The following is a 23,771-nucleotide window of genomic DNA, read 5'->3' as shown; positions in this document are numbered from 1 at the left end:
TGGATGACCAGCTTTTTTGGACACTGAGGGGGAAACACATGCATATCAATCGCTCTACCAGCCCATTTCGCCAACGCGGTTTGTCATTCATTGGGGTGATTTTTGTGGGTTTGATCGCCGTGGCTGCATTTGCTATTGGCGGACAGTCTGTCCCGATTTTCCTGGAGTATCAGGCGATCAAGAAGGCTGCGAGCAAAGCTGCCAAGGAAGCCTCCACTGTCGCGGATGTCCGGGGGAACTTCGACCGCTCTGCTGCGATTGACACCATCAACTCCATCCAGGGAAAAGATCTGGAGGTTGCTAAACGGGGGGACAACAAGATCGTGGTTTCCTTCAAGTATTCCCGCGAGATAGCGCTGGCAGGCCCTGCCTACCTTGTCTATCGCTTTGAAGGACAGACCAACTAGTGCATCCCGGCCTTCAAGCGCTGCAGACCCGTCTGCAGCATGTTTTCTCCGATCCATCCCTTCTTCAGCGCGCCACCACGCACCGCAGTTTTTCGGCCGACCACAACGAGCGGCTGGAGTTTCTGGGTGATTCCGTGTTGAATCTGGCGGTTGCGAGCCTGCTGTATCGGCAGTTGTCGGCGTTGCCGGAAGGCGATCTCTCTCGCGTGCGTGCCAACCTCGTCAAGCAGGACACGCTGCACCAGCTGGCGCTGGGCCTCAAGATCTCCGACGTGCTGCGATTGGGTGAGGGCGAGTCCAAATCGGGAGGACAGCAACGTCCATCCATTCTGGCCGACGCGCTGGAAGCGCTGATTGGCGCCGTGTACCTAGATGCCGGCTATGCGAGTGCCGAAGCGTTGGTGCACCGCCTTTTTCAGGGCGTGGAGATCAACCCGCAGATGCAGGCTGCATCCAAGGACGCGAAAACTGCATTGCAGGAGTTGCTCCAGGGCCGCAAAATGAAGCTGCCGCAGTACAAGGTCGTCGCCACAGTGGGCGCTGCGCACCGCCAGACCTTCGACGTCGAGTGCGATATTCCTGAGCTGGGCCTCACCGAACGCGGCATCGGCGGCTCCCGCCGGGCGGGCGAGCAGGCAGCCGCTGCTGCCATGCTGGCTACATTGAAAGCAAAGAAATTATGAATGATGCTACCAAAGATGTAGCGAATGAAGACGATCCAGCAAGCGCTGGAGCGCAAAATGACCTCGAAGCCATGCTGGCGGCAGCAGGCTCCCCGGCCGCCGTGCCTGGCCAGCGCTGTGGCGTGATCGCCATCGTGGGCAAGCCCAACGTGGGAAAGTCCACATTGCTCAATGCCCTGGTGGGGCAGAAGATCAGCATCACCTCGCGCAAGGCGCAGACCACGCGGCACCGCATCACCGGTATTCGTACGCGCGAGCAGACTCAGTTCATTTTTGTGGACACACCGGGTTTCCAGACGCGCCATGCCACCGCACTCAACAAGTCGCTGAACAAGACCGTGATGGGCGCGATTGGCGATGTGGACCTAATCCTCTTCGTGGTCGAGGCGGGCAACTTCACGCTGGCCGATGCCAAGGTGCTGTCGCTGTTCAAGCCCGGCATCCCGACGCTGCTGCTGGCCAACAAGCTCGACATGGTGCACCGCCGTGCAGAGCTGGCCCCCTGGCTCAAGAGCATGCAGGAGCGCCACCCGTTTGCCGAGTTTGTGCCCATGTCGGCCAAGAACAAGGGCGACATCGAGCGCCTATTTGGCATCTGCGCCAAGTACCTGCCCGAGCAGGGCTGGTGGTACGGCGAAGACGAGCTGACCGACCGCAGCGAGAAGTTTCTGGCGTCCGAAACCGTGCGCGAGAAGCTCTTCCGCTTCACGGGCGACGAGCTGCCTTACACCTCGACCGTGGTGATCGACAAGTTTGAGGAAGAAGCCAGCAAGCAGCACAAGCGGCTGGTCAAGATCGCTGCCACCATCGTGGTCGAGCGTGACAACCACAAGATGATGGTGATCGGCGACAAGGGCGAGCGCCTGAAGCGTATTGGCACCGAAGCCCGCCAGGAGCTGGAAAAGCTCATGGATGCCAAGGTGTTCCTGGAGCTGTGGGTCAAGGTGCGCTCCGGCTGGGCCGACGACGAGGCGCGCGTGCGCTCGTTCGGTTACGAATAATTCCGTGCCCGCCTGCGACCCTGTCTTGTCCGGGCGGCACAAGCTGTCTGGCGCTTGCCAGCCGCATGCATTTCTGCGGGCCTGAAGCCAATGGCTGCCGCCAAGCGCATCTCCGATGAACCCGCCTTCGTGCTGCACAGCTACGACTGGAGCGAGTCCAGCCTGATCCTGGAGGTTTTCTGCCGTCAGCAAGGGCGTGTGGCGCTGGTGGCCAAGGGGGCCAAGAAGCCCAGCTCCAACTTCCGCCCGGTGCTGCTGCCGCTCCAGCCCTTGTTGGTGACTTACACGCTCACCGGCGATGGCAGCGCAGACATCCACACCCTCAAGGGGGCGGAGTGGGTGGGCGGCCATGTGATGCCCACGGGCGATGCCCTGCTCTCGGGCATGTACCTCAACGAGCTACTGCTGCGCCTGCTGGCGCGCGCCGATCCACATGCGGCCCTGTTCGATGCCTATGCCGGTGTGGTTCGCGTGTTGGCCAGCGAACATGGTGATGCGTTAGAACCAGTGCTGCGCAGCTTCGAACTATTGCTGCTGCGCGAGATTGGCTTGCTTCCTGGCCTGGATGTTCAGACCATGACGTTGGAAGTCTTGCAACCCAAGACGCGCTACACGCTGGTGCCCGAAGGCGGCCTGCGCGCCTCCTCCTCGGCCGACCGCGTGGGCCTGCTCGGCGGCCAGTGGCAGACGCTGCAACGCGCGCTGGACGACGCCGCCACCTACACCGCCACCTTGCGTGCCTGCGCGCCGGTGGCTGCAGAACTCAAACCCCAGCTGCGCGCCCTGCTGCAATACCATTGCGGCAGCCCCATGCTGCGCACCCGCCAGCTCATGATCGATCTGCAGGCCCTATGAACCAGACCTCACGCACTCCCCACGCCACGGCCCTCTCGGTCAATGTCAACAAAGTCGCCCTGGTGCGCAACACGCGCCACCTGGGCATTCCCAGTGTCACCCGGGCGACCGAGCTGTGCCTGCAGGCGGGGGCCCAGGGCATCACGGTGCACCCCCGGCCCGACGAGCGGCACATCCGCAGCCAGGACGTGTTCGAGCTGGCCACGCTGATGAAGGCTTGGCCCGACCGCGAATACAACATCGAGGGCAATCCATCTCAGAACCTGATGGACTTCATCCGCAAGGTTCGCCCGCACCAGGCGACCTTTGTACCCGACAGCGAAGACCAGTTCACCAGCGACCACGGCTGGAGCTTTCCGCAGGATGCCGAGCGCCTGGCGCCCCTGATCGCCGAGTGCAAAGCATTGGGCGTGCGCGTGAGCCTGTTCATGGACCCCGTGCCCGAGCAGATGGCCGCCGCCAAGGCGGTGGGCGCTGACCGGGTGGAGCTGTACACCGAGCCCTATGCCGCAGCCTGGGGCACGCCGCAGCAAGACGTTGAGCTCAAGCGCTACGCCGCCGCCGCCCAGGCCGCGCTGGATGTGGGGCTGGGCGTGAACGCGGGTCACGACCTCAACCGTGACAACCTCGCCGCCTTTGTGCGCGAGGTGCCCGGTGTGCTCGAAGTCTCGATCGGCCACGCCCTCATTGCCGACGCGCTGGAGCTGGGCTACGCCGCCACGGTGTTGGCCTACCTGGGCTGCATCCAGTCGGGTTGTGCCGCACAACCTGATAACTCCTGATTTGATAGCTGCTAGCGCTTGATGGATAAGCGCTAGAGCCCAATTTTATTCAAAAACCATGATCTACGGCATTGGCACCGACATCTGCGACGTGCGCCGCATCGCGGCCAGCCTGGAACGCCACGGCGAGCGCTTTGCCCAGAAGGTGCTGGCCGACGGTGAATTGGCCACCTGGCACGAGAGGAGTGGCCGTTGGCCCGACCGCGGCCTGCGCTACCTGGCCACGCGGTTCTCTGCCAAGGAAGCGTTCAGCAAAGCCATCGGCCTGGGTATGCGCATGCCCATGACCTGGCGCCACTGTGAAGTGGCCAAGCTTGCGAGCGGCCAGCCCGTGATCGTGCTGCACGGCGCACTCAAGGAATGGTTTGACGCCAAAGGGCTGAAAGCGCACCTGAGCGTTACGGACGAGACCGACTACGCCGCCAGCTTCTGTGTGGTAGAGAAATTGGATTAAAAATGGCCTCTAGCGCTTGATGGATAAGCGCTAGCAGCTATGTTTGTAATAGCAACCTGATGTTTGACACCCTATGACCGAACACGCACCCCTCATCCTCGACGTGGCAGGCACAGAGCTGACCGCCGCCGACCGCCGCCGCCTGACCCATCCGCTGACCGGTGGCGTGATCCTGTTTGCCCGCAACTGGGAAAACCGCGCGCAGCTGCTGCAGCTGACCAGCAGTATCAAGGCCGTGCGTGACGATCTGCTGATCTGCGTGGACCATGAGGGCGGCCGCGTGCAGCGCTTTCGCACCGATGGCTTCACCCACCTGCCGCCCATGCGCGCTCTCGGCGAGATGTGGATGGACGATGGCAAGGGCGCCAAGGCCGTGCCTGGCAGCGGCGCGCTGCGCGCCACCAATGCGGCCACGGCGGCGGGCTACGTGCTGGGTGCGGAGTTGCGCGCCTGTGGGGTTGATTTCTCGTTCACCCCCGTTCTCGATCTCGATTGGGGTGAAAGCAGTGTGATCGGCGACCGTGCCTTTCACCGCGACCCGCGTGTGGTGGCGCTACTCGCCAAGAGCCTCATGCACGGTCTGCTGCAGGCCGGCATGGCCAACTGCGGCAAACACTTCCCGGGGCACGGCTTTGTCAAAGCCGACTCGCACACCGAGGTGCCGGTGGACAAGCGCAGCTTGAAGGCCATCCTGGCCGACGACGCCGCGCCATACCCCTGGCTCAGCAGCACGCTCACCAGCGTGATGCCCGCCCATGTGATCTACCCCAAGGTGGACAGCCGCCCCGCAGGCTTCTCGCAGCGCTGGCTGCAGGACATCCTGCGGCGGCAGATGCGTTTTGACGGCGCCATCTTCAGCGACGACCTCAGCATGGAAGGTGCGCGGCGCCTGGACGGCCAGGTCGTCAGCTACACCGATGCCGCCGTGGCAGCGCTGGAGGCAGGCTGCGACCTGGTGCTGTTGTGCAACCAGAGCGTGGGCGATGGCAAGGCCGTGGATGAACTCATCGACGGCCTGGAACAGGCCCAGAACCAGGGCCGCTGGCAGCCGAGTGTGGACAGCGAATCCCGCCGCCTGGCGCTGCTGCCCGAAACCCTTCCCCAGGCCTGGGATGAGCTGATGTACCAGCCCGCCTATCTGCAGGCCTTGGACCTGTTGCCCTGACGCCGTGAGAGCCCCTGGCCCGGAGTCTGGTGCGGCGCCCTCGTCGTTGCCGTGCTCGCCGGGTGTGCAACCCGCCTGCGCCCGCCGCCTAGCGTGCGACCCTGCCAGACCCTCACGCACAGCCGATTTCTCGGCTTCAGTGGATTAGGGCGTGTTGAAGGGCCCTGGCGTGACTGGAGGCGGGGCTGCCGGTGCACTTTCTGCGGCCTCTGCAGCGGTGGCGGGTAGTGCAGGCGGTGGTGGCACCCCCTGAAACCTGCGCACCACGCGTTGAAATACCAGCGCATTGGGAATCTGCAGCCAGGCGACCTGGTCCGCCGCAGCGCCATGGTCTTCGAGCGTGGTGTAGAGCAGGTTGATGTCCACCACACGTCCTTTGGCCCCGGGCTTTTCGGCGGTGTCCAGCACCTCGATGTAGTCGCCAATCTTGAAGGGCCGCACGGTGAAGATGAGCAGCGCGCAAAACAGGTTGGAGAGCACACTCCACGCCGCGAAAAAGGCCACGGCCCCGACAGTGGCAAACCCGGTGAACGCGGTCCAGAGCACGGTGGCCGACACCCCCATGCGTTCCAGCACCAGCAGCGCCGCACTGGCAATGATGAGCCAGCGGATCAGCCCGTTCATGGGCACCACCAGTTCGTCGGGCACCTGGTAGTGCGCGCTGGCACGGCGCACTATGCGGCGCAGCACCCGTTGTAGCAGCCAGGCGACAAACAGGATCAGCAGGATCTGCGTGCCGGGGATGATGACTTCGAGCCAGTCTTGTACCCAGTCGGGAAGGCGGGTTTTCAGCAGCTGCATGCGCGAAACGGCGGTGCGGGCGTTGCGCTCGGTGGCGTCAAACGTGAGGGCAGAAAAGAAACTCAATTGCGCAGTTGCTCCACGGTGTCCATCTGCATTTCAAAACTGAAGAAGCGATTGCGGCCCTGGGCCTTGGCGGCATAAAGCGCCTGGTCGGCACGCATGATCATGCTTTCGGCGTTCGTGCTGTCGTCAGGCACGCAGGTGGTGATGCCGCCTGACAGCGTGAGGATGTTGCCCAGCGGGGAATCTGCGTGTGGAAGGGCGCGCACCTTGAGCAGCTGTCCCAGGGCCCGCGCGAAGGTCATGGCACCCGAGCGTGGCGTGTTGGGCAGGATGAGGGCGAATTCCTCACCACCGTAGCGTGAGGCGATGTCACGAGGGCGCACGCACACCTCGCGCAACAGGCGGCCGACTTCCTTCAGGCAGGCATCGCCCTGCACATGCCCGCTGGCGTCGTTGAAGAGCTTGAAGTGGTCCAGGTCGCACAGCATCAGCGTGAGCGGCGTACCGTCCCGGCGCGCAGCCAGGATCTCGTTGTGCAAAATGCGGTCAAACCCCCGGCGGTTGACCAGGCCGGTGAGCGCATCGATTTCCACCATTTCGTTGAGCCGCTGGTTGGCCAGATGCAACTCGGCCGACATGGAGACGAGCCTGCGGCGCATGTCCAGCAGCCGGCGCATGGCACGCAGTTTGGCCATCAGCACGATGGGCTTGACGGGTTTGACGAGGTAGTCGTCACCACCCACTTCAATACCGCGCCACACATCGAGTTCGTTGTCCAGGCCCGAGAGGAAGATGATGGGCGTCCAGTCGCCCGCCTCGCTCTCGCGCATCTGCTGGGCCACCCAGTAGCCGTCCTGGCCGGGCAGCCGGATGTCCAGCAGCACCAGATCGGGGCGGTGGGTTTTGAACAGGTGCAGCGCTGCGTTGCCCTCGGGCGCCTCAAAGATGTCTGACACCCCGGCCCGCCGCAGCTCGGCCACCAGCGCTGCGCGCACGGATCCCTGGTCTTCGACCACCAGCACCGAAAAAGCGTTGCCCGAGGGCAAGGGCTGGCTGGCCGGGTAGGGGGCGTTGCTGGAACTGAAGGGCACGGTAGTGTCTCCTTGGGGCCTTCAAAGGGCGGGTCCGGGATGCCCCGAGGGCATCCGGGACGCGCGACTCAGGACTCGCGGCGAAGCGCGGGGAACAGGATCACGTCGCGAATGCTGGGGCTGTCAGTCAGCAGCATCATGAGACGGTCAATGCCGATACCGCAACCCCCCGTGGGGGGCATGCCGTATTCCAGCGCGCGCACGAAATCGTGGTCGTAGAACATGGCTTCGTCATCGCCGCTGTCTTTGGCGGCCACCTGGGCGTGAAAGCGGGCGGCCTGGTCTTCGGCATCGTTCAGTTCGCTGAAACCATTGCCGAACTCGCGGCCGGTGATGTACAGCTCAAAGCGCTCCGTCACCTCGGGGCGCGCGTCGTTGGCACGCGCCAGGGGCGAGATCTCGGTGGGGTGCTCCATGATGAAGGTGGGCTGCCACAGCTTGTCTTCCACCGTTTCTTCAAAGTACAGCACCTGCAGGCTGGCCAGCGTGCGGGCCGAGAGCTTGTCCTTCTCTTCGGTCATGCCCAGCTTCTTCAATGCGCTGATGAGCCAGGCGGCATCGTCCACATGGGCGCCTGCTTCGGTGTGCTGGAAGATGGCTTCGCGGATCGTCAGGCGGGCAAAGGGCTGGGTCAGGTCCACCGCGCGGCCCTGGTAGGTCATCTGCAGCGAACCCGTGGCTTTCAGGGCCACTTCACGGATCAGGGTCTCGGTGAAGTCCATCAGGTCCAGGTAGTTCCAGTACGCCGCGTAGAACTCCATCATGGTGAACTCGGGGTTGTGGCGCACCGAGATGCCTTCGTTGCGGTAGCTGCGGTTGATCTCGAACACGCGCTCGAAGCCGCCCACGATCAGGCGCTTGAGGTAGAGCTCGGGCGCGATGCGCAGGTACATCTCCTGCTCCAGCGCGTTGTGGTGCGTGACGAACGGCTTGGCATTGGCACCGCCCGGGATGGGGTGCAGCATGGGCGTTTCGACTTCAAGGAAGCCGTGGCTCACCATGAATTCGCGCAGCCCGCTCACGGCCTTGCTGCGCGCCATGAAGCGCTTGCGGGCGTGCTCGTCGGTGATCAGGTCCACGTAGCGCTGGCGGTATTTCTGCTCCTGGTCGGCCATGCCGTGGAACTTGTCGGGCAGCGGGCGCAGGCTCTTGGTGAGCAGGCGCAGGCTGGTCACCTTGACCGACAGCTCGCCCGTCTTGGTCTTCATCAGCGTGCCTTCGGCTCCCACGATATCGCCCAGGTCCCAGTGCTTGAAGGCGGCATACAGGTCTTCGCCCACGGCGTCACGGGTCACATAGAGCTGAATGCGGCCGCCTACGTCGCCCAGCGAGCCATCCTGCACGGTTGCAAAACTGGCCTTGCCCATCACGCGCTTGAGCATCATGCGGCCAGCCACGGAGACGTTCACTGGCGTGGCTTCGAGGGACTCGTTCGTGGCAGTGCTGTGTTCCAGGTGCAACTGGGCAGCCTTGTGGCCGGGCTTGAAGTTATTGGGGAAGGCAACCCCACCGCCAGTGGCCTGGACTTCGCGCAGAGCGCGGAGCTTTTCGCGGCGCTCTGCGATGAGCTGGTTTTCGTCCTGGGGAGCGGGGGCGTGGTTTTGGTCTGACATAGGTGCCGTCGGTGCGGGGGCGTGAAATGGGGCTGGGTTCAGCCAAACCCCTCATTTTATCGGCTATGTGTTGCCGACAGGTCCTAAGAACCTGTTCAAGATCTTTTCGGGGATCGCATTGGAGTGCAATCGGGATGAGTGGATGCTTCGGATGCGCCGCATGGGCTCGTGCCCATGCAAGCAGCCGGGGCGTCCAATCGCCCGATTTCACTCCAACCCTTCGGGCAAGTGCCTTGCCGGACGGTCTGCGGCGTTGCGGCGCTTGTGGATAGCCGGGCTATCCACTGCGCACCGCTCCTTGCATCCCATCCCGGCAAGGACCTTGTGCGACCCCGAAAAGATTTTGAACAGGTTCTTATCCCCTGGACGGCCGGTCACCCCACAGCGCGGATGCCGTCCTCACGATGATCTTCAGGTCGCTCCAAAGCGTGTGCGAGCGGGCGTACTCGGCGGCATAGCGCAGCTTGATGGGCAGAATCTGCTCCACGTAAGTGCGCTCTGGATCGCTGCTCTGGCCCAGCAAAGTGCTTTCGTCGCGAAATTCGATGGAGGCGCGGTCCGTGATGCCCGGCCGGACGCTGAGCACCAGGTCCCGCACGGAATCCGGGTAGAGCGCCACATAGTGCGGCACTTCGGGTCGGGGGCCGACAAGGCTCATATGGCCCAGCAGCACGTTGAAAAGCTGCGGCAATTCATCGATCTTGGTGCGCCGCAGCCAGTGGCCCGCCCGGGTGATGCGGGCGTCGGCCCCCACGGTAATCGCAGGCCCCGCAGCTTCTGCACGCGGGTGCATGGTGCGGAACTTGACGATGCGAAACAACCTGCCTGCGCGGCCCACGCGCTGTTGGCGAAAGAATGCCGGGCCGGGCGAATCCCACACCACCCACAGTGCCACGGTCAGCAGAACGGGCGCGAGCAGCAGCAGCCCGAGGGCGGCCAAGAACAGGTCGAACAGCCGCTTGGGCATGTCAGCCCAGCACCTCGTGCAGCGCGGCAATCACACGGTCCTGATCGCTGTCACCCATGGCGGTGAACAGGGGGATGCTGATCATGGCCTGGTAGGCTGCATCGGCCTGGGGGAACATCTCCGGCGTGAGCTGATAGCGGTCCCGCCAGTACGGGTGCCGGTGCAGCGGCACATAGTGCACGCTGGTGCCGATGCCCCGGTCCGACAGCGCTTGGATGACCTCATCACGCCCCAGTGGTGCGTCCGCTCGCAGCCGGATGACATACAGGTGCCACGCATGGGTGTCGCCGTGTGGTGCATCGGCTGGCAATAGCAGCGGAAGGGGCGCCAGCTGTGTGTTGTAGCGGCTTGCCAGGGTTTGACGCCGCTGCACAAACTGTGGCAGCCGTGCCAGCTGCTCCACGCCCATGGCGGCGGCAACGTCCGTCATGTTGTACTTGAAGCCCGGAGCGACCACCTCGTAGTACCAGGCCGGGGTTTTGGAGGTGAAGCGGTCAAACGCATCCCGGCTCATGCCATGCAGGCGCATGGTGCGCATGCGTTGCGCAAGCGCCGGGTCATGCGTGACGGCCATGCCGCCTTCGCCGGTGGTGATGGTCTTGTTGGCGTAGAAGCTGAACACCGTGACATCGGACTGCAACTGCCCCACCAGGGTGCCGCGCCAGGTGGTGGGCAAGGCATGGGCTGCGTCTTCCACCACCTTCAAGCCATGTTCTTTGGCGATGGCCAGGATGGCGTCCATGTCGCAGGCCAGGCCCCCGTAGTGCACGGGCATGATGGCTTTGGTGCGGGGTGTAATGGCCGCGCGTACCTTGGCCGGGTCGATATTGAGGGTCACCGGGTCCACGTCCACCAGTACCGGGTCCGCACCCAGGTAGCGCACCACCTCCACGGTGGCGGTGAAGGTCAGTGTGGGCGCGATCACTTCATCGCCGGGGCCGATGCCCAGGGCCTCCAGCGCGAGGTGCAGGCCCGCCGTGGCGGAGTTGACGGCGATGCTCTGCAGACCACCGCCGCCCAGGAAGGCGGTGAATGCCTGCTCAAACTCTTTGGTCTTGGGCCCGGTCGTGACCCATCCCGAGCGCATGGCCGCGCTGACGGCATCGATTTCTGCCGGCCCGATGTCGGGGCGGGCGAACGGGAGAAAGGGTAGGTCGGCGGGGGAGTTCATGGGCGTTGTGGTGAGTGCTAAAAGGGCCAGAGCGAGGCCGCGCTCAGCGTGGCTTCACGGCCCAGGTCAGGCGGTGGGTGCGCAGAAACCACAGCAGTGCGGATGCTGGCGTAATCGCTGGCGCGGGCAGGCGCCGTGCCAGCGGAGGTGCCAGCGTAACGCGGCGGGAGTGTATCTGGGCCCCGGGAAACAGGATGCCCAGTTCGCGCAGTGGAATGCCCTGTACATCGGTGTTGGCGGGGTTGTTGACGACAAAGTCATAGACGAGAACACCGCCGCCGGGCGCGACCCATTGCCAGATCACGTCGGCCAGATGGCGGCGATAGCCCTCGTCGAGCAAGGAGCTGAAGAGTGTGAACGCCAGCACGGCATCCTGGCTGGCGGGCTGCACCGGGGCCAAGGCGGCATCCCCTTCCACAATGGCCACGCCTGCTGGCAGCGAGGCGCGCGCTGCGGCGGCACGTTCGGGAAGAAGCTCCAGGCCCGTCAGGCAAGCGGGCGTGGCGCCCAGCCGCACCAGATCGTGCAAATTGCCCGCACTCCCGCAGCCAACCTCCAGCATGGGCCGCTGGGCCAGGCTGCTCCAGCCGTGGGCTTGCCAGATGCGTGCCATGGCGCGCAGGCGCTCCTGCTGCGCCTGCAGCGCCGCAGCGTTGGCATACAGGCTGTAGCGCGCTTCGTCGGCCACTGTGTCGCGCCGGGCGTAGCGGGCCTTGACGGCCTGGGGTTCGTTGTCGGTCATCGGGTGATGCGTGCAAAGTCGGACGAAGGGGCGCGCGAGCGCGCAATGTCCCACAGTCCTCGCCAGGTACCCAGGCCGTAGCCCACATGAAACGCTGCAATCGTCCCCGGGAGGCGGGGCAGCAGTCCCCCGTTGCGGGCCGACCGGGCTGCCGCCACTGATGCCGCCAGAAGATACCCTGCGTAGGCGATGCCCAGTGCAGCCAAGGGCCAGGCGGACCACGGCGAGGCAGCGGAGGCTCCCACTGCTGCGGCCACAAAAGCTGCAGGCACCAGTTGTCGCACGGAGCCCGGCTGCCCATGTTTGCGCATCACAAAAGGCCGCCAGTAGCCATATTGCCGTTGTTGTGCGAACAGGTGCCTGAGCGAATTGCGCGGATGGTAGGTGGAATGGATGAGGCTGCTCTGCCAGATGCGTGCACCCCCCAGGCGCATGCGCAGGTTGTGCTCGTCGTCCTGGTTGCGCACCAGCGTTTCGTCAAACAGCCCGAATCGGTCAAACACGCTGCGGGGCCAGCATCCGAGGTAGACGGTATCCACCTCGCCTTCGTATTGCACATCGCGCGACCGTGCGCCACCCACCACCCAACGGCATTGGAAGGCGGCGGCTATGGCGGCCCCGGTGGGGCCCGTTCCGTGGGCGACCCATGGGCCGCCCACGTTGTCGGCGCGGGTGCGTTCGAGCGCCTCAATGCACTGTGCAAGGTAGTCGGGGGCAAACTGGCTGTGCACGTCCATGCGGGCAATGGTGCCGCCCCGTGCGCGGGCAATGCAGGCGTTGAGCCCGGTGGACACAATGCGGCCGGGGTTGTCCACCAGCACGAGCCTGGGGTCTGCAGCACAGCGCTGCATCAGGTGTTCGCGCGTGCCGTCATCGCTGTCACCGTCTGCAATCAGCACTTCCATGCGCCAGCCCACCGGGAGTTGCTGGCGAAGGGCGGAGTCACAGAAAGCGTCGATGTGCTGGCGCTCGTTGCGGCATGGCACGATCACGCTGATCAGGTTGTCCAAGTCAAGGCCTGTGGGCATGGGGATCAAGGGGTAGGGAGCAGTTGCTGGTACAGCGCGTGCATGCGGTTCATTTGCACCGCGCGGTCGCCGTCTTGCGCTATGCGGGCAGCATTTTGCAGCCCGGCTTGTTCCGCGATGGCCTCATTGGCAATCAGGGCTTCGAGCCGGGCGGCGAGCGCTGTGGCATCTCCGGCTGCAACCAGCCACTCAGCGTCGATCCAGTGCCGGTTGGCCTGCAGTTCGCTGGCCACCACGGCGAGGCCACACGCCATGCTCTCCAGCATGGCGACCGATGTTGCATCGCTGCTGGGCACCGACACAGATATCTTGCTTTCGCCCAGTACCCGGGTCATGCCCGCGTCATCGAGTCGGCCGTGGAACTGCACCTTGTTGTCCAGCTGCGCCGTGTGCACCTGGCTGCGCAGGGCACCTTCCAGACTGCCTCCGCCGAGCAGGTGCAAGCGCAGATCGGCGCCCGGCAATCGCGCCTGCAGCAGGGCGAACGCTTCGATGATGGTGTCGATGTTGTAGTTGGGTTCCCAGGCGCGCAGGCTCACCAGCTGGCTGCCTTGCTTGTGACTCCAGGGAACGGGATGGAAGCGTTGCAGTTCCACACCCCAATGGATTTCCTCGGCGGCGCCGGGCGGGCGGAAGTCTGCCACCGCGCTCATCAGGCTCGCTGAGTCGCCCGTGATGAGGTCGGCCTGGCGCAGTATCCAGCCGGTCAGCCAGCGCATCCAGGCGCTTTTGCCTGGGGTCACCAACAGGTCGCTGCCCCAGGCGGTCATCACCAGCGGATGTTTGCCGCAACGTGCGGCCAGATAGCCGTAGGAGGTGACGTAATGGGCATGCAGGAGGTCAGGCGCCAGTTTGGCCACGTGGCGCCTCGTTTCCCGTACACGGAGCAGCCAGTCCAGCGATCGGTGCACAGGCCGGATGGCCCGCACCGTGACGCCATCGATGGACGCGGGGCGGGCCGTGATCAGCGAAACGCGGTAGCCACGCTGGAGCATCTCCCGCGCCCACCGCTGGACATGGGGGCTGGTGGCATCGCCCAGCAGGCACAGGTGTGTGGCCATGTCAGCTTGCCCGTGTCCAGGATTCGTAGTGTGGGCGCAGTTCCGGATGCTGCAACAGCAGGCGCTCATCCTGCTCGCGCACATTGCCAATCTGGCGCGCTGGGGCCCCTGCCATGATGGCGAAATCGGGCACTTCGCCGCGCACCTGCGCGTAGGCGCACACCACCACCCCCTTGCCGATGCGTGTACCCGCTTCGATCAGGCTGTGGGGGCCGACAAAGGTGTAGGCGCCGATCTCCACGGGCGCGCTGATGTAGCCAGGCTTGGGGCCCTCGTAGACTGCGTAGCTGCTGCCCAGGAGGCGAATGGCGCGGTGGGAGCTGTGGGTGACGATGCTGACGAAGTTGGTGATCTGCACCCCTTGCCCAATCTGCAGGCCTGCCGTGGCGTCGATGAAGTTGAATTGCCCTATGAACACGTGGTCGGAAAGCCGCAGCCCCTCGGCGCCTTCGATGCAGGTGCTGGGGGCAATGCGGGTGTGGGGCAGGCTGCGGCCCAGGTGGTCGCTTTCCCCGAACACCATGCGGTAGAACAGCGCCTGCCAGAGGCGGCGGCGCCAGCGGTTAAGCACGGCTCTCATGGGGGATGTCCTTCCAGTTTGCCAACGCCCAGAAATAGTAGGCAAAGTAGGCCAGCATGCTCGCTGACACGCCCCATCCGGCGCCGGTCAGCCCGCCCAGATGGAGGCCCAGCAGCAGGCCCGCAAAAAACAGGCATTGTCCAACCAACGCCAGGCGCAGCGCCCAGGCCTGCGCGCCCCAGGCCATGGTGACCACCGCGAGGGGCGATGCCATGAAATGCACGGCGATGTACGGCGCAATGGACCGGGCCAGTTCCCCGGTCTGCGCCCATTGGTCGCCAAAGGCCAGGGAAAAGATGTCCGGACCCCAGGCAAGCAGCACTGCCGCCAGCGGGCAGGCCAGGGCGGCCAGCCCCAGCAGGGCCTGGCGCACCAGGGTGCGCGCTTCGTTGGGGCTCTGCGCCTTCAGAAGGCGGGGGTACAAGGTTTGCGACAAGGCCCCGCCGATGAGGGTCGCAGGGGCCTTGAGGTAGCGCAGCGCCAGCGCCCAGAACCCCGCAGCGGCGTCTCCAGTCCAGGCCGCCACCAACACCAAAGTCAGGGTGTCCTGCAGCGCCCCCATGAAAGCGTGGGGTGTGTTGAGCAACGGAAAGTCCCGGTGCTGTTGGGCCATGGACCGGAGTGTGGCCAACGGCTGGCGCCACAGACCCACCCAGCCACCCGCAGGGGCAGGCCTGGCCAGCATCCATGCCGCGCCCAGGCTGGCCAATGTGGCGCCCAGCACCAGACCCAGCGGGCCGGTCTTCATGAATCCGAACAGCAATTGCAGGATGGCGCCACCGCCTTGTTGCAGCAGCCTGGCCGCCGACAGCAGACCAAAGCGTTGGGACCGACTTGCCCACAGGGTGAGCCATTGCACAGCGCCGCCTGCGAACACCGCCAATGGCAGCGCCCACACCATCGGCATGCCGCGCCACAGCAGAAGCACGGCTGCGGCTGCAGCAGATGCCGTGGTGACAGCGAGCAAGATGCGAGCGCACAGCGCCATGAGCTGGGCGGCGCGCAGCTCGGTGCTTTCGAGGGGGAGTGCGAATTCATAGCGCGCACAGCCCACCACCGCCAGGTTGGTGGCCAGCGCCCACAGCAGTGCAAACTGTCCGAAGTCCTCAGGGCTGTAGAGGCGTGTGAGTGCGGGGCCCAGCACCAGCGGGATGGCGTGGGCTGCAACGCTGCCCGTGAGCAGGGTCAGCGTTGCCCGTACAAGTCCCGACTTCATGGCAGTACGGGTTGCGTTTCGGGGTGGTAGCCAGGCACCAGCTGTCGCAGCAGAGCGGTCATGGCGATGGGGTCGCCCGCATGGGCTGCCTTCTGCAATGCCTGGAGCAAGGTCTGCAGCTCCTCCCATGGGCGGTATTCTTCACGCGCCCGCAGGATGCGGGGGTGGTCGGTGGGGAAGGGATTGTCCCCAATCAGCAGTTCCTCGAAAAGTTTTTCACCCGGGCGCAGTCCGGTGAAAACGATTTCGATGTCTCCTTCGGGGTGCAGATCGTCGCGCACCGTCAATCCCGACAAGGCCACCATGCGCTCTGCCAATTCCAGAATCTGTAGGGGCTCGCCCATGTCCAGCAGGAACACGTCGCCGCCCTCGGCCATCGCCCCTGCCTGCAGCACCAGCTGGGCGGCTTCGGCAATGGTCATGAAGTAGCGCGTGACGTCCGGGTGCGTCACGGTAAGGGGGCCACCGGCCGCGATCTGCTTGCGAAACAGCGGTATCACGCTGCCACTGGAACCCAGCACGTTGCCAAAGCGCACCATCGACAGGCGGGTGGGGCAAGCCCAGGCGGGTGAGCTGTCGGCAAGCTGCGGGAAAGGTGCGCGGGGCGACGCTGCGATCGCTTGCAGCACCATCTCTGCCACACGCTTGGTGGCGCCCATGATGTTGGTCGGGCGCACGGCCTTGTCGGTGGAAATCAGCACGAAATGGGTGGCACCGCACTCTAGCGCCACCTGCACCATGTTCAGGGTGCCAAACACGTTGTTCAAAATACCTTCGCCCGCGTTGGCCTCCACCATGGGCACGTGCTTATAGGCGGCCGCATGGTAGATGGAGGTGGGCCGGTATTGCTGGCAGATGTCTGCCATGCGCGCCTTGTGGGTGACGCTGGCGAGCAGGGGCACCAGTGCACATGCATGCTCGCCCTGGTGCGCGAGCGCCGCCAATTCGTGGTGGATGGAGTACAGCGCGTATTCGCTATGGTCCACCAGCAGCAACTGGCGCGGCCCTTCGCGCACGATCTGCCGGCACAGCTCGCTGCCAATGCTGCCGCCCGCGCCGGTGACCAGGACCACGGTGCCCGCCAGATTGCGCCCCAGTAGACCTGGGTCCGGCGCCACCGGCTCCCGGCCCAGCAGGTCTTCGATTTCAAGGTCCTGGAAGTCCGTGACGGTCACCCGGCCGCTGGCCAGGTCCGACAGGCCCGGCAGCGTGCGGATCCGCACGGGCAGCTCGCGCAGGCTTTCGATGATCTGCCGCCGTCGCTCGCGCGTGGTGCTGGGCAGCGCCAGCAGCACGTCGGTGATGCCAAGGCGGCGTACCACCTCGGGCAGCGCGTTGGAGGCGTGCACACGCACGCCGTTGATGCTGCGCCCGATCTTGCTGGCATCGTCGTCCACAAACCCCTTGAGCAGGTACTGGCGCATGCTGCCCAGCCCCGCAGCCGTCTGTGCGCCGGCACTGCCAGCGCCGTAGATCAGCAGTCGGTACGGCGCATGGCTGCTGCGCCCTGCCAGCGCCAGCCAGCCCAGTGCGCGGCTGGCACCGACCAGCAGCATGAACAGCAGGGGCTGGAGAATGCCGACACTGCGCGGAACGCCCTCCCACTGGGCGGCCAGCAGGCAGCCCAGCAACAGGGCACCGTAGATGGCCACGGCCTTGCCCGTGGTGATGAGCGCCGTGATCCCCGTGTAGCGGAAGATGGCGCGGTAAAGCCCCAGCTTGGCAAAAATCGGAAACGCAAGGGCGGGCGCCAGCGCATACGCAAGCCACTGCATGCCTGAGGGCCAGTGGGGCGTCTCCAGCCTCAGCGTGAAGGCGAGCCACATCGCGATGACACCCAGACAGATGTCCATGGCCACCACCACCATGCGCTTGGCTGTGCGGGACCAGCCCAGGATGCGGTTCAGCATGGGCTATGAGAAGAAGAGGGGGCAGTAGCGATTCGGCGGCTCATTGTGTGGGGGCAATTCCGGTCCGCTCCAGCACATCGCCCACCAGTTCCAGCCGCACCAGCGGGTTGTCCAGCTCCATCAGGCGCTGCTTGAGTTCCAGGGGCACGGGCAAAAGCTCGCACCAGCGGTTGGCCACCCATCCGCAGTCGTCCAGCTGGGCTGCTGTGGGGACAATCGCAGTCGGAGTTTCGGGGTCACGCTGCTTCAGGGTGTGCAGCACCTGGGCGAGGGCTGTCGATGCCTTTCTCAGGTCTTGCGGGATTGGCACCATCAGATCCGGGTCGATGTGCCCCACATCGGCGATCCACAGGCCATGGGGCAGGTGGCTGCGCTGGGTGATGCGAAAGCGCTGGCTGCCACGGCACAGCAGTGTGATCAGGCCAGGCTGCGGGGTGTCGATCTGCTCGATGACGGCCAGGGTGCCCACATCGTTGAACTGTTCTTCAGGCGCGCCCGCCTGGCGCACTTCGCGGCCTTGCGTGAGGGCGACCACGCCAAAGGGGGCGCCCGCCTGATGGCACTTGCGCACCATGTCCAGGTAGCGCACTTCGAACACGCGCAGGGCCAGCAGACCACCTGGGAACAGCACGGAGCCCAGAGGGAAAAGGGGCAAGGATGACAGGGTGAGGGGTTGTGTCATGAAAGGGGGGATACCTTGGCTCGCTATCATCCCATGGCGCAGCCTGCTTTCGCGGCGGCCCCTTATTTTTGTCTCATCCATGCTCTACCAGATCGCCTCTTTCCTGCTCGACGTTGTTGGTGGCCTGCTCACCGGGGCATGCCTGTTGCGGCTGTACATGCAGTGGCAGCGCGTGCCGTTTTCCAACCCCGTCGGCGGACTGGTTTTTGCGCTGACGGACTGGCTCATCATGCCGCTGCGCCGCGTGATCCCGCCGGTGGGGCGCTGGGATGTGTCGAGCCTGGTGGCAGCCGTGTTGCTGCAGCTGGCGCAGTATTTTTTGCTGACCCTGCTGCTGGGCGCCGCCTCGGCATGGGCCTGGCTGCCGTGGCTGGCATTGTTTGGCCTCGCGCGGGTGGCGGTGTCGGGGCTGATTGGCTTGTTGATCGTCTATGCCGTGATGTCGTGGGTGCAGGCGCGGTCACCCCTGGCCGATGTGATTGCCCGGCTGTGCGAGCCCATCCTGCGGCCGTTTCGCCGCATCATCCCGCTGGTGGGCGGTATCGACCTGTCGCCGCTGGCCGTGCTGGTGTTGCTGCAGGTGGCGATGATCGTGCTGGGCCATTTGCAGGCCAGCGTAATGAAGTAGCCCCCCTGAGTCGCCTTTGGCGCCTTCCCCCCAGGGGGACGACGGCCTTGCTGCGGGGCGGCCCTTTCTTGCCGTCCCTGGTTGGGGCCGCGCCGGTTTCGGCGGCTGCGCATGATGCGCGGCAATAGATATCTGATACCAAAATATCAGTGAAATCGAACCCTAGCGCTTATCCATAAAGCGCTAGCAGCTATCAAAATAATAGTGTTTTCGCGGCTTTGGCGGGCGCATCACCTCAGCACGAGGCTTTGCGCACGCACCCACCCGGTGGTGTTACATCACTGCGTCAGCAGGCAAACGCTGCAGCATGGCCAGACTGCTGGCCACGGTGTTGCGCAGTTCACGGCGATCGCAGATGAAGTCCACGGCGCCCTTGGTTTGCAGGAATTCGGCGCGCTGGAAGCCTTCGGGCAGGGTCACGCGCACTGTGGATTCGATCACACGCGGTCCGGCAAAGCCGATCAGGGCCTTGGGCTCGGCAATCACGATGTCGCCCACAAACGCAAAACCTGCGCTCACGCCGCCCATGGTCGGGTCGGTCAGCACGCTGATGTAGGGAAGGCCCTTCTTGGCCAGGCGGGTCAGCGCTGCGTTGGTCTTGGCCATCTGCATCAGGGACAGAAGGCCTTCCTGCATGCGTGCGCCGCCGGTGGCGGTAAAGCAGATAAAGGGCACCTTCTGCTCGATGGCGGTTTCCACGCCGCGCACAAAACGCTCGCCCACCACGGAGCCCATCGAGCCACCCATGAAGTCGAACTCAAAGCACGCTGCCACCACGTTGATGCTCTTGACCGCGCCACCGATGACGATGAGGGCATCGGTTTCACCCGTGTTTTCCAGGGCTTCCTTCAGGCGCTCGGGGTATTTGCGGCTGTCCTTGAACTTGAGGGCATCCACGGGCAGCACTTCCTGGCCGATTTCATAGCGGCCTTCGGCGTCCAGAAAAGCGTCCAGCCGCGCGCGGGCGCCAATGCGGTGGTGGTGGCTGCAATGGGGGCAAACGTTCTGGTTTTGCTCCAGATCGGCCTTGTAGAGCACCGTTTCGCAGCTCGGGCACTTGATCCACAGCCCTTCAGGCACCTGGCGGCGCTCGGTGGGGTCGGTTTGCTGGATCTTGGAGGGCAGAAGTTTTTCGAGCCAGGACATGGTGTTCTCCTCTTCAGTGGCTCGGCCTGCCGGGGCGCTGGGGCGCCGCAGGGGGCAGGCCGGGTGGAATCTGTGGCGCGCCGTGCCCCGATGAGGGCGGCGCGCCGGGCTGCATTATGCGTCTACGCGTCCATTGCCTTGCGGATGCCGCGCAGGAAGTCGATCGTGATTGGCACCACCTTGGCGTGCTCTTGGTCTTCAATCAGCTGGATGATGCGGCTGCCAATGACCACGGCGTCGGCCACCTTGCCAATCGCCTGGGCGGTGGCGGCGTCGCGAATGCCAAAGCCCACACCCACGGGGATCGTCACATGCTGGCGGATGCGAGGCAGCATTTGCTCCACGGCCGAGGTGTCCAGCGCGCCCGAGCCGGTCACGCCCTTGAGCGACACGTAGTACACGTAGCCGCTGGCCACGCGCGCCACCTGGGCCATGCGCTCATCGGTGCTGGTGGGGGCCAGCAGGAAGATCAGGTCCATGCCGTGCTCACGCAGGCTGGCGGCAAAGGTCTCGCACTCTTCGGGTGGGTAGTCCACGATGAGCACGCCGTCCACGCCAGCGGCCGCCGCATCGCGCACAAAGGCACCTGCACCGTGCTTTTGGTCGTAGCGCTCCACGGGGTTGGCATAGCCCATCAGCACCACGGGTGTGGTGCTGTTGCGCTTGCGGAACTCGCGCACATGGTCGAGCACCTGCACCATGCCAATGCCCAGGCTGAGGGCTTTTTCGCCCGCCTTTTGAATCACCGGGCCATCGGCCATGGGGTCGGAAAAGGGCACGCCCAGCTCAATCACGTCGGCACCGGCCTCCACCATGCCGTGCATGAGTGCAGGGGTGATGTCGGCGAACGGGAAACCAGCGGTCACATAGGGAATCAGTGCCTTGCGGCCCTGCGCTTGCAGGGCAGAGAAGGTGGATGCAATACGGGTCATTTACTTCACCACCTTGATGGATTGCTCGCCGCCCTTGACGGACTGTCCCTGGCAGCTGGGTCGGCAGTAAAAATCGGCGCCACTCAGGTCGGCAACGGTGCCAATGTCCTTGTCACCACGGCCCGAGAGGTTGACCAGGATCGATTGGTCAGGGCGCATGGTTTTGGCCAGTTTCATGGCGTAGGCCACGGCATGGCTGGATTCGAGCGCGGGGATGATGCCCTCGGTGCGGCACAGGTAGTGGAAGGCTTCCAGAGCTTCCTTGTCGGTAATGCCGACGTATTCGGCACGCCCGATTTCCTGCAACCAGGCGTGCTCCGGGCCCACGCCCGGATAGTCCAGACCTGCGCTGATACTGTGGGTTTCGGTGATCTGGCCGTTGTCATCCTGCAGGATGAAGGTGCGGTTGCCGTGCAGCACGCCCGCGCTGCCCTTTTGCAGCGATGCCGAGTGTTTGCCCGACTCCAGCCCTTCGCCTGCCGCTTCCACGCCAATGAGGCGCGTTTTCTCGAACGGGATGTAGGGGTGGAAGATGCCCATGGCGTTGCTGCCGCCACCCACGCAGGCGATCACGGCATCGGGCTGGTCGCCCAGCACTTTTTGCTCGGCCAACATGGCGGGCATCTGGTCGATGCACTCCTTGCCGATCACGCTCTGGAAGTCACGCACCATCATGGGGTAGGGGTGTGGGCCTGCCACCGTGCCGATGATGTAGAAGGTGTTGTCCACATTGGCCACCCAGTCGCGCATGGCCTCGTTGAGGGCATCTTTCAGCGTCTTGCTGCCCGATTCCACGGGCACCACCGTGGCGCCCAGCAATTTCATGCGGTACACGTTGGGGCTTTGGCGCTTGACGTCCTCTGCACCCATGTACACCACGCATTCCAGGCCATAGCGCGCGCAGATGGTGGCCGTGGCCACGCCGTGCTGACCTGCGCCCGTTTCTGCAATCACGCGGGGCTTGCCCATGCGCTTGGCCAGCATGGCCTGGCCAATCACGTTGTTGATCTTATGGGCGCCGGTGTGGTTCAGGTCCTCACGTTTGAGGTAGATCTGCGCGCCACCCATTTCGCGGCTGGTACGGGCTGCATGGTAGATGGGTGATGGGCGACCGACGAAGTGCTTGAGTTCGTAGTGAAACTCGGCCAGAAACTCGGGGTCGTTTTGGTAGCGCGCGTAGGCCTCGCGCAGTTCCTGGATGGCGTGGGTCAGGGTTTCGCTGACGAAGCTGCCGCCGTAGGGGCCGAAATGGCCAGAAGTATCAGGTTGCTGATAGGAATTCATGGGGGTTCTTTGCAAGTTGTGCATCGGCCGCCCGCACGGCGGCAACGAAGCGTTGGATCTTCAGTGCGTCTTTGATGCCCTTGATGGGCTTTCCATCGGGGCCATCGGCTTCGACGCCGGAACTGACATCAACCGCCAGCGAGAGACCCCGCGGACGGACTTGCAAAATGCCATCGGTCACGTTTGCAGGCGTGAGTCCACCAGACAAAACGAGGTGAGAGCTGACGCTTGGTGGAAGGAGTGACCAATTGAATGCCTTGCCGCTGCCGCCAAAACCTTCGACATGGGCGTCGAGCAGGATGGCCTGGGCGTGAGAGTAATCGTAGGCGTATTTTACGAGGTCAAAGCTGGCCGCACCGTCGCCCAGGGGAATTCGGGCGGCTCGCAGGTAGGGGCGTGCGCCTTGGTGGGTGGCGGCCAGGCAATCCTGGGGAGATTCATCACCGTGAAACTGGATCGTAGTGCCTGCTATCAAAGCGCTGGTAGCTATCACATTGGTAGCGGGCTCGTTCACGAACAGCAAAACTGGTGTGACAAAGGGCGGCAGGCGTCTGGCCAGTTGTGCTGCGCGTTCGGGTGTTACCGCACGCGGGCTGGGGGCATACAGCACGAAACCCACTGCATCGGCGCCTGCCGCCACGGCGGCATCCACGTCCTGCTCGCGGGTCAGGCCGCAGATTTTGATGCGGGTGCGTGCATGCGGCAGCTTGGAGATGTCTTGTGCGTTCATGGCAACCAATCATACGCAGCCGTGCGCTGGGGCAAGCCCCAGGCGGCGTCATAGACCGGGCCTTGAAAAAACAGCCCATCCGGCGAAAACGTGGGCGCTGCCGCATCGCGGGATTTGGCGGCGAGCACCTGCGCCACCCATTCAGGAGGCTGGTTGCCCTGGCCCACGGCAATCAGGCAGCCCATGATGTTGCGGATCATGTGGTGCAAAAACGCGTTGGCTTCGAACTCAAAGCGCCAGTAGCAGGGGATCCAGCCCAGCTCCGGGTGTGGTTCTCCCAGACCCCGGCGCGTAATGTCGATGCGCTGCAGGGTCTTGACGGGGGACTTGGCTTGGCACGCCGACGCACGAAACGAGGTGAAGTCGTGCTCGCCCAGCAGGTAGTCCGCAGCTTGCCGCATCGCTTGGTGGTCCAGCGGATGGAAAACCCAGCCCACGCGACCGGCGTCCACACTCGGCCGCACGGGGGACTGCAGCAGCACATAGGCATAGCGCCGCGCGACCGCGCTGGCGCGAGCATGGAAGCCGTCCGGCACGGGCTGCGCCCATTGCACGGCAATATCGGCAGGAAGAAAGGTGTTGGTACCCCGTACCCAGGAGGAGGGCGGGCGGTTCAGCGGCGTGTCAAAGTGCACCACCTGCATCAATCCATGCACACCTGCGTCGGTACGGCCTGCGCACAAAGTGCTGACAGGGTGCGTGGCAAAGCGGCCCAGGGCCGCTTCGAGTTTGTCCTGAATCGTGTTGCCCGACAGCTGGCTTTGCCAGCCGCTGTAGGCCTGTCCGTTGTAGCTGACACCCAGCGCCACCCGCGTCATGGGGCGGCCTGGGGGTGG

At 64.5% G+C, this 23,771-nt stretch carries 25 protein-coding genes; 8 read left to right on the top strand and 17 right to left on the bottom strand.

Annotated elements, in window-relative coordinates; genetic code table 11:
* Window positions 1–38 precede the first annotated feature (38 nt).
* From AC2YJX_RS12740 to nagZ, 7 genes are all read left to right on the top strand, one after another.
* Entirely contained in the window at window positions 39–407 is a 369-nt protein-coding gene (locus AC2YJX_RS12740) for a DUF4845 domain-containing protein (RefSeq protein ID WP_121422809.1), read from the top strand.
* Complete coding sequence (rnc, locus tag AC2YJX_RS12735) at window positions 407–1,090, top strand: ribonuclease III (RefSeq protein WP_228896755.1); 684 nt, start codon at window positions 407–409, stop codon at window positions 1,088–1,090. Before AC2YJX_RS12740 ends, rnc begins: the two co-directional genes overlap by 1 nt.
* The gene (gene era / locus AC2YJX_RS12730; protein WP_121420764.1) at window positions 1,087–2,091 is read left to right on the top strand and encodes a GTPase Era; all 1,005 of its coding nucleotides are present in this window, start codon (window positions 1,087–1,089) and stop codon (window positions 2,089–2,091) included. Before rnc ends, era begins: the two co-directional genes overlap by 4 nt.
* A gap of 90 nt (window positions 2,092–2,181) precedes the next feature.
* Window positions 2,182–2,946 carry a DNA repair protein RecO gene (gene recO / locus AC2YJX_RS12725; RefSeq protein WP_228896760.1) on the top strand — a complete coding sequence of 255 codons (765 nt, stop codon included), beginning with the start codon at window positions 2,182–2,184 and terminating at the stop codon, window positions 2,944–2,946.
* A complete protein-coding gene (locus AC2YJX_RS12720; protein ID WP_487256232.1) occupies window positions 2,943–3,728 on the top strand; it encodes a pyridoxine 5'-phosphate synthase in 786 nt (261 codons plus the stop codon). Before recO ends, AC2YJX_RS12720 begins: the two co-directional genes overlap by 4 nt.
* 58 nt (window positions 3,729–3,786) lie before the next feature.
* Window positions 3,787–4,182 (top strand): holo-ACP synthase, encoded by a 396-nt coding sequence (gene acpS / locus AC2YJX_RS12715; RefSeq protein WP_121420761.1) that lies wholly within the window; start codon window positions 3,787–3,789, stop codon window positions 4,180–4,182.
* 73 nt (window positions 4,183–4,255) lie between these two features.
* On the top strand, window positions 4,256–5,347 hold the full coding sequence (nagZ, locus tag AC2YJX_RS12710; protein WP_487256231.1) for a beta-N-acetylhexosaminidase: 1,092 nt from the start codon (window positions 4,256–4,258) through the stop codon (window positions 5,345–5,347).
* 144 nt (window positions 5,348–5,491) lie between these two features.
* Here nagZ and AC2YJX_RS12705 read toward each other — a convergent pair whose 3' ends face one another.
* The 12 genes from AC2YJX_RS12705 to AC2YJX_RS12650 form a co-directional block, all read right to left on the bottom strand.
* Window positions 5,492–6,148, bottom strand: a complete 657-nt coding sequence (locus AC2YJX_RS12705) for a mechanosensitive ion channel family protein (RefSeq protein ID WP_487256361.1) — start codon at window positions 6,146–6,148, stop codon at window positions 5,492–5,494.
* A gap of 62 nt (window positions 6,149–6,210) precedes the next feature.
* Window positions 6,211–7,245 carry a GGDEF domain-containing response regulator gene (locus AC2YJX_RS12700; RefSeq protein ID WP_055399441.1) on the bottom strand — a complete coding sequence of 345 codons (1,035 nt, stop codon included), beginning with the start codon at window positions 7,243–7,245 and terminating at the stop codon, window positions 6,211–6,213.
* A gap of 68 nt (window positions 7,246–7,313) precedes the next feature.
* Complete coding sequence (gene lysS / locus AC2YJX_RS12695) at window positions 7,314–8,858, bottom strand: lysine--tRNA ligase (RefSeq protein WP_055399439.1); 1,545 nt, start codon at window positions 8,856–8,858, stop codon at window positions 7,314–7,316.
* 355 nt (window positions 8,859–9,213) lie between these two features.
* Entirely contained in the window at window positions 9,214–9,825 is a 612-nt protein-coding gene (locus AC2YJX_RS12690; protein WP_487256230.1) for a sugar transferase, read from the bottom strand.
* Between the two features lies 1 nt (window position 9,826).
* A complete protein-coding gene (locus AC2YJX_RS12685) occupies window positions 9,827–10,996 on the bottom strand; it encodes a DegT/DnrJ/EryC1/StrS family aminotransferase (protein WP_121505763.1) in 1,170 nt (389 codons plus the stop codon).
* 43 nt (window positions 10,997–11,039) lie between these two features.
* Window positions 11,040–11,738, bottom strand: coding sequence for a class I SAM-dependent methyltransferase (locus AC2YJX_RS12680; protein ID WP_487256229.1), 699 nt, complete (start codon window positions 11,736–11,738; stop codon window positions 11,040–11,042).
* A complete protein-coding gene (locus AC2YJX_RS12675; protein WP_487256228.1) occupies window positions 11,735–12,766 on the bottom strand; it encodes a glycosyltransferase family 2 protein in 1,032 nt (343 codons plus the stop codon). Before AC2YJX_RS12675 ends, AC2YJX_RS12680 begins: the two co-directional genes overlap by 4 nt.
* 5 nt (window positions 12,767–12,771) lie before the next feature.
* A complete protein-coding gene (locus AC2YJX_RS12670; protein WP_487256227.1) occupies window positions 12,772–13,827 on the bottom strand; it encodes a glycosyltransferase in 1,056 nt (351 codons plus the stop codon).
* A gap of 1 nt (window position 13,828) precedes the next feature.
* Window positions 13,829–14,407 (bottom strand): acyltransferase, encoded by a 579-nt coding sequence (locus AC2YJX_RS12665; RefSeq protein WP_487256226.1) that lies wholly within the window; start codon window positions 14,405–14,407, stop codon window positions 13,829–13,831.
* On the bottom strand, window positions 14,391–15,623 hold the full coding sequence (locus tag AC2YJX_RS12660; RefSeq protein WP_487256225.1) for a lipopolysaccharide biosynthesis protein: 1,233 nt from the start codon (window positions 15,621–15,623) through the stop codon (window positions 14,391–14,393). The genes AC2YJX_RS12665 and AC2YJX_RS12660 overlap by 17 nt, the downstream gene beginning before the upstream one ends.
* On the bottom strand, window positions 15,620–17,533 hold the full coding sequence (locus AC2YJX_RS12655) for a polysaccharide biosynthesis protein (RefSeq protein ID WP_487256224.1): 1,914 nt from the start codon (window positions 17,531–17,533) through the stop codon (window positions 15,620–15,622). The genes AC2YJX_RS12660 and AC2YJX_RS12655 overlap by 4 nt, the downstream gene beginning before the upstream one ends.
* A gap of 40 nt (window positions 17,534–17,573) precedes the next feature.
* Entirely contained in the window at window positions 17,574–18,215 is a 642-nt protein-coding gene (locus AC2YJX_RS12650; protein WP_121505770.1) for an LON peptidase substrate-binding domain-containing protein, read from the bottom strand.
* 79 nt (window positions 18,216–18,294) lie between these two features.
* On the opposite strand from AC2YJX_RS12650, the gene AC2YJX_RS12645 reads away from it, so the two are divergent.
* Window positions 18,295–18,843, top strand: coding sequence for a YggT family protein (locus AC2YJX_RS12645; protein WP_055399421.1), 549 nt, complete (start codon window positions 18,295–18,297; stop codon window positions 18,841–18,843).
* Between the two features lie 273 nt (window positions 18,844–19,116).
* On the opposite strand, the gene accD is transcribed toward AC2YJX_RS12645, so the two are convergent.
* From accD to truA, 5 genes are all read right to left on the bottom strand, one after another.
* Complete coding sequence (gene accD / locus AC2YJX_RS12640) at window positions 19,117–19,989, bottom strand: acetyl-CoA carboxylase, carboxyltransferase subunit beta (RefSeq protein ID WP_055399419.1); 873 nt, start codon at window positions 19,987–19,989, stop codon at window positions 19,117–19,119.
* A gap of 122 nt (window positions 19,990–20,111) precedes the next feature.
* Window positions 20,112–20,921 (bottom strand): tryptophan synthase subunit alpha, encoded by an 810-nt coding sequence (gene trpA / locus AC2YJX_RS12635; protein WP_487256223.1) that lies wholly within the window; start codon window positions 20,919–20,921, stop codon window positions 20,112–20,114.
* Window positions 20,922–22,205 (bottom strand): tryptophan synthase subunit beta, encoded by a 1,284-nt coding sequence (trpB, locus tag AC2YJX_RS12630; protein ID WP_121420750.1) that lies wholly within the window; start codon window positions 22,203–22,205, stop codon window positions 20,922–20,924. It lies immediately after the preceding gene.
* Complete coding sequence (locus AC2YJX_RS12625; RefSeq protein ID WP_487256222.1) at window positions 22,183–22,935, bottom strand: phosphoribosylanthranilate isomerase; 753 nt, start codon at window positions 22,933–22,935, stop codon at window positions 22,183–22,185. The genes trpB and AC2YJX_RS12625 overlap by 23 nt, the downstream gene beginning before the upstream one ends.
* Entirely contained in the window at window positions 22,932–23,753 is an 822-nt protein-coding gene (gene truA, locus AC2YJX_RS12620) for a tRNA pseudouridine(38-40) synthase TruA (protein WP_487256221.1), read from the bottom strand. Before truA ends, AC2YJX_RS12625 begins: the two co-directional genes overlap by 4 nt.
* Between the last annotated feature and the right edge of the window lie 18 nt (window positions 23,754–23,771).

The sequence above is a fragment of the Acidovorax sp. SRI_002 genome (assembly GCF_057586455.1).
The sequence above is the reverse complement of the archived record's forward strand: the minus strand, read 5'-3'. Positions and strand labels throughout refer to the sequence as shown.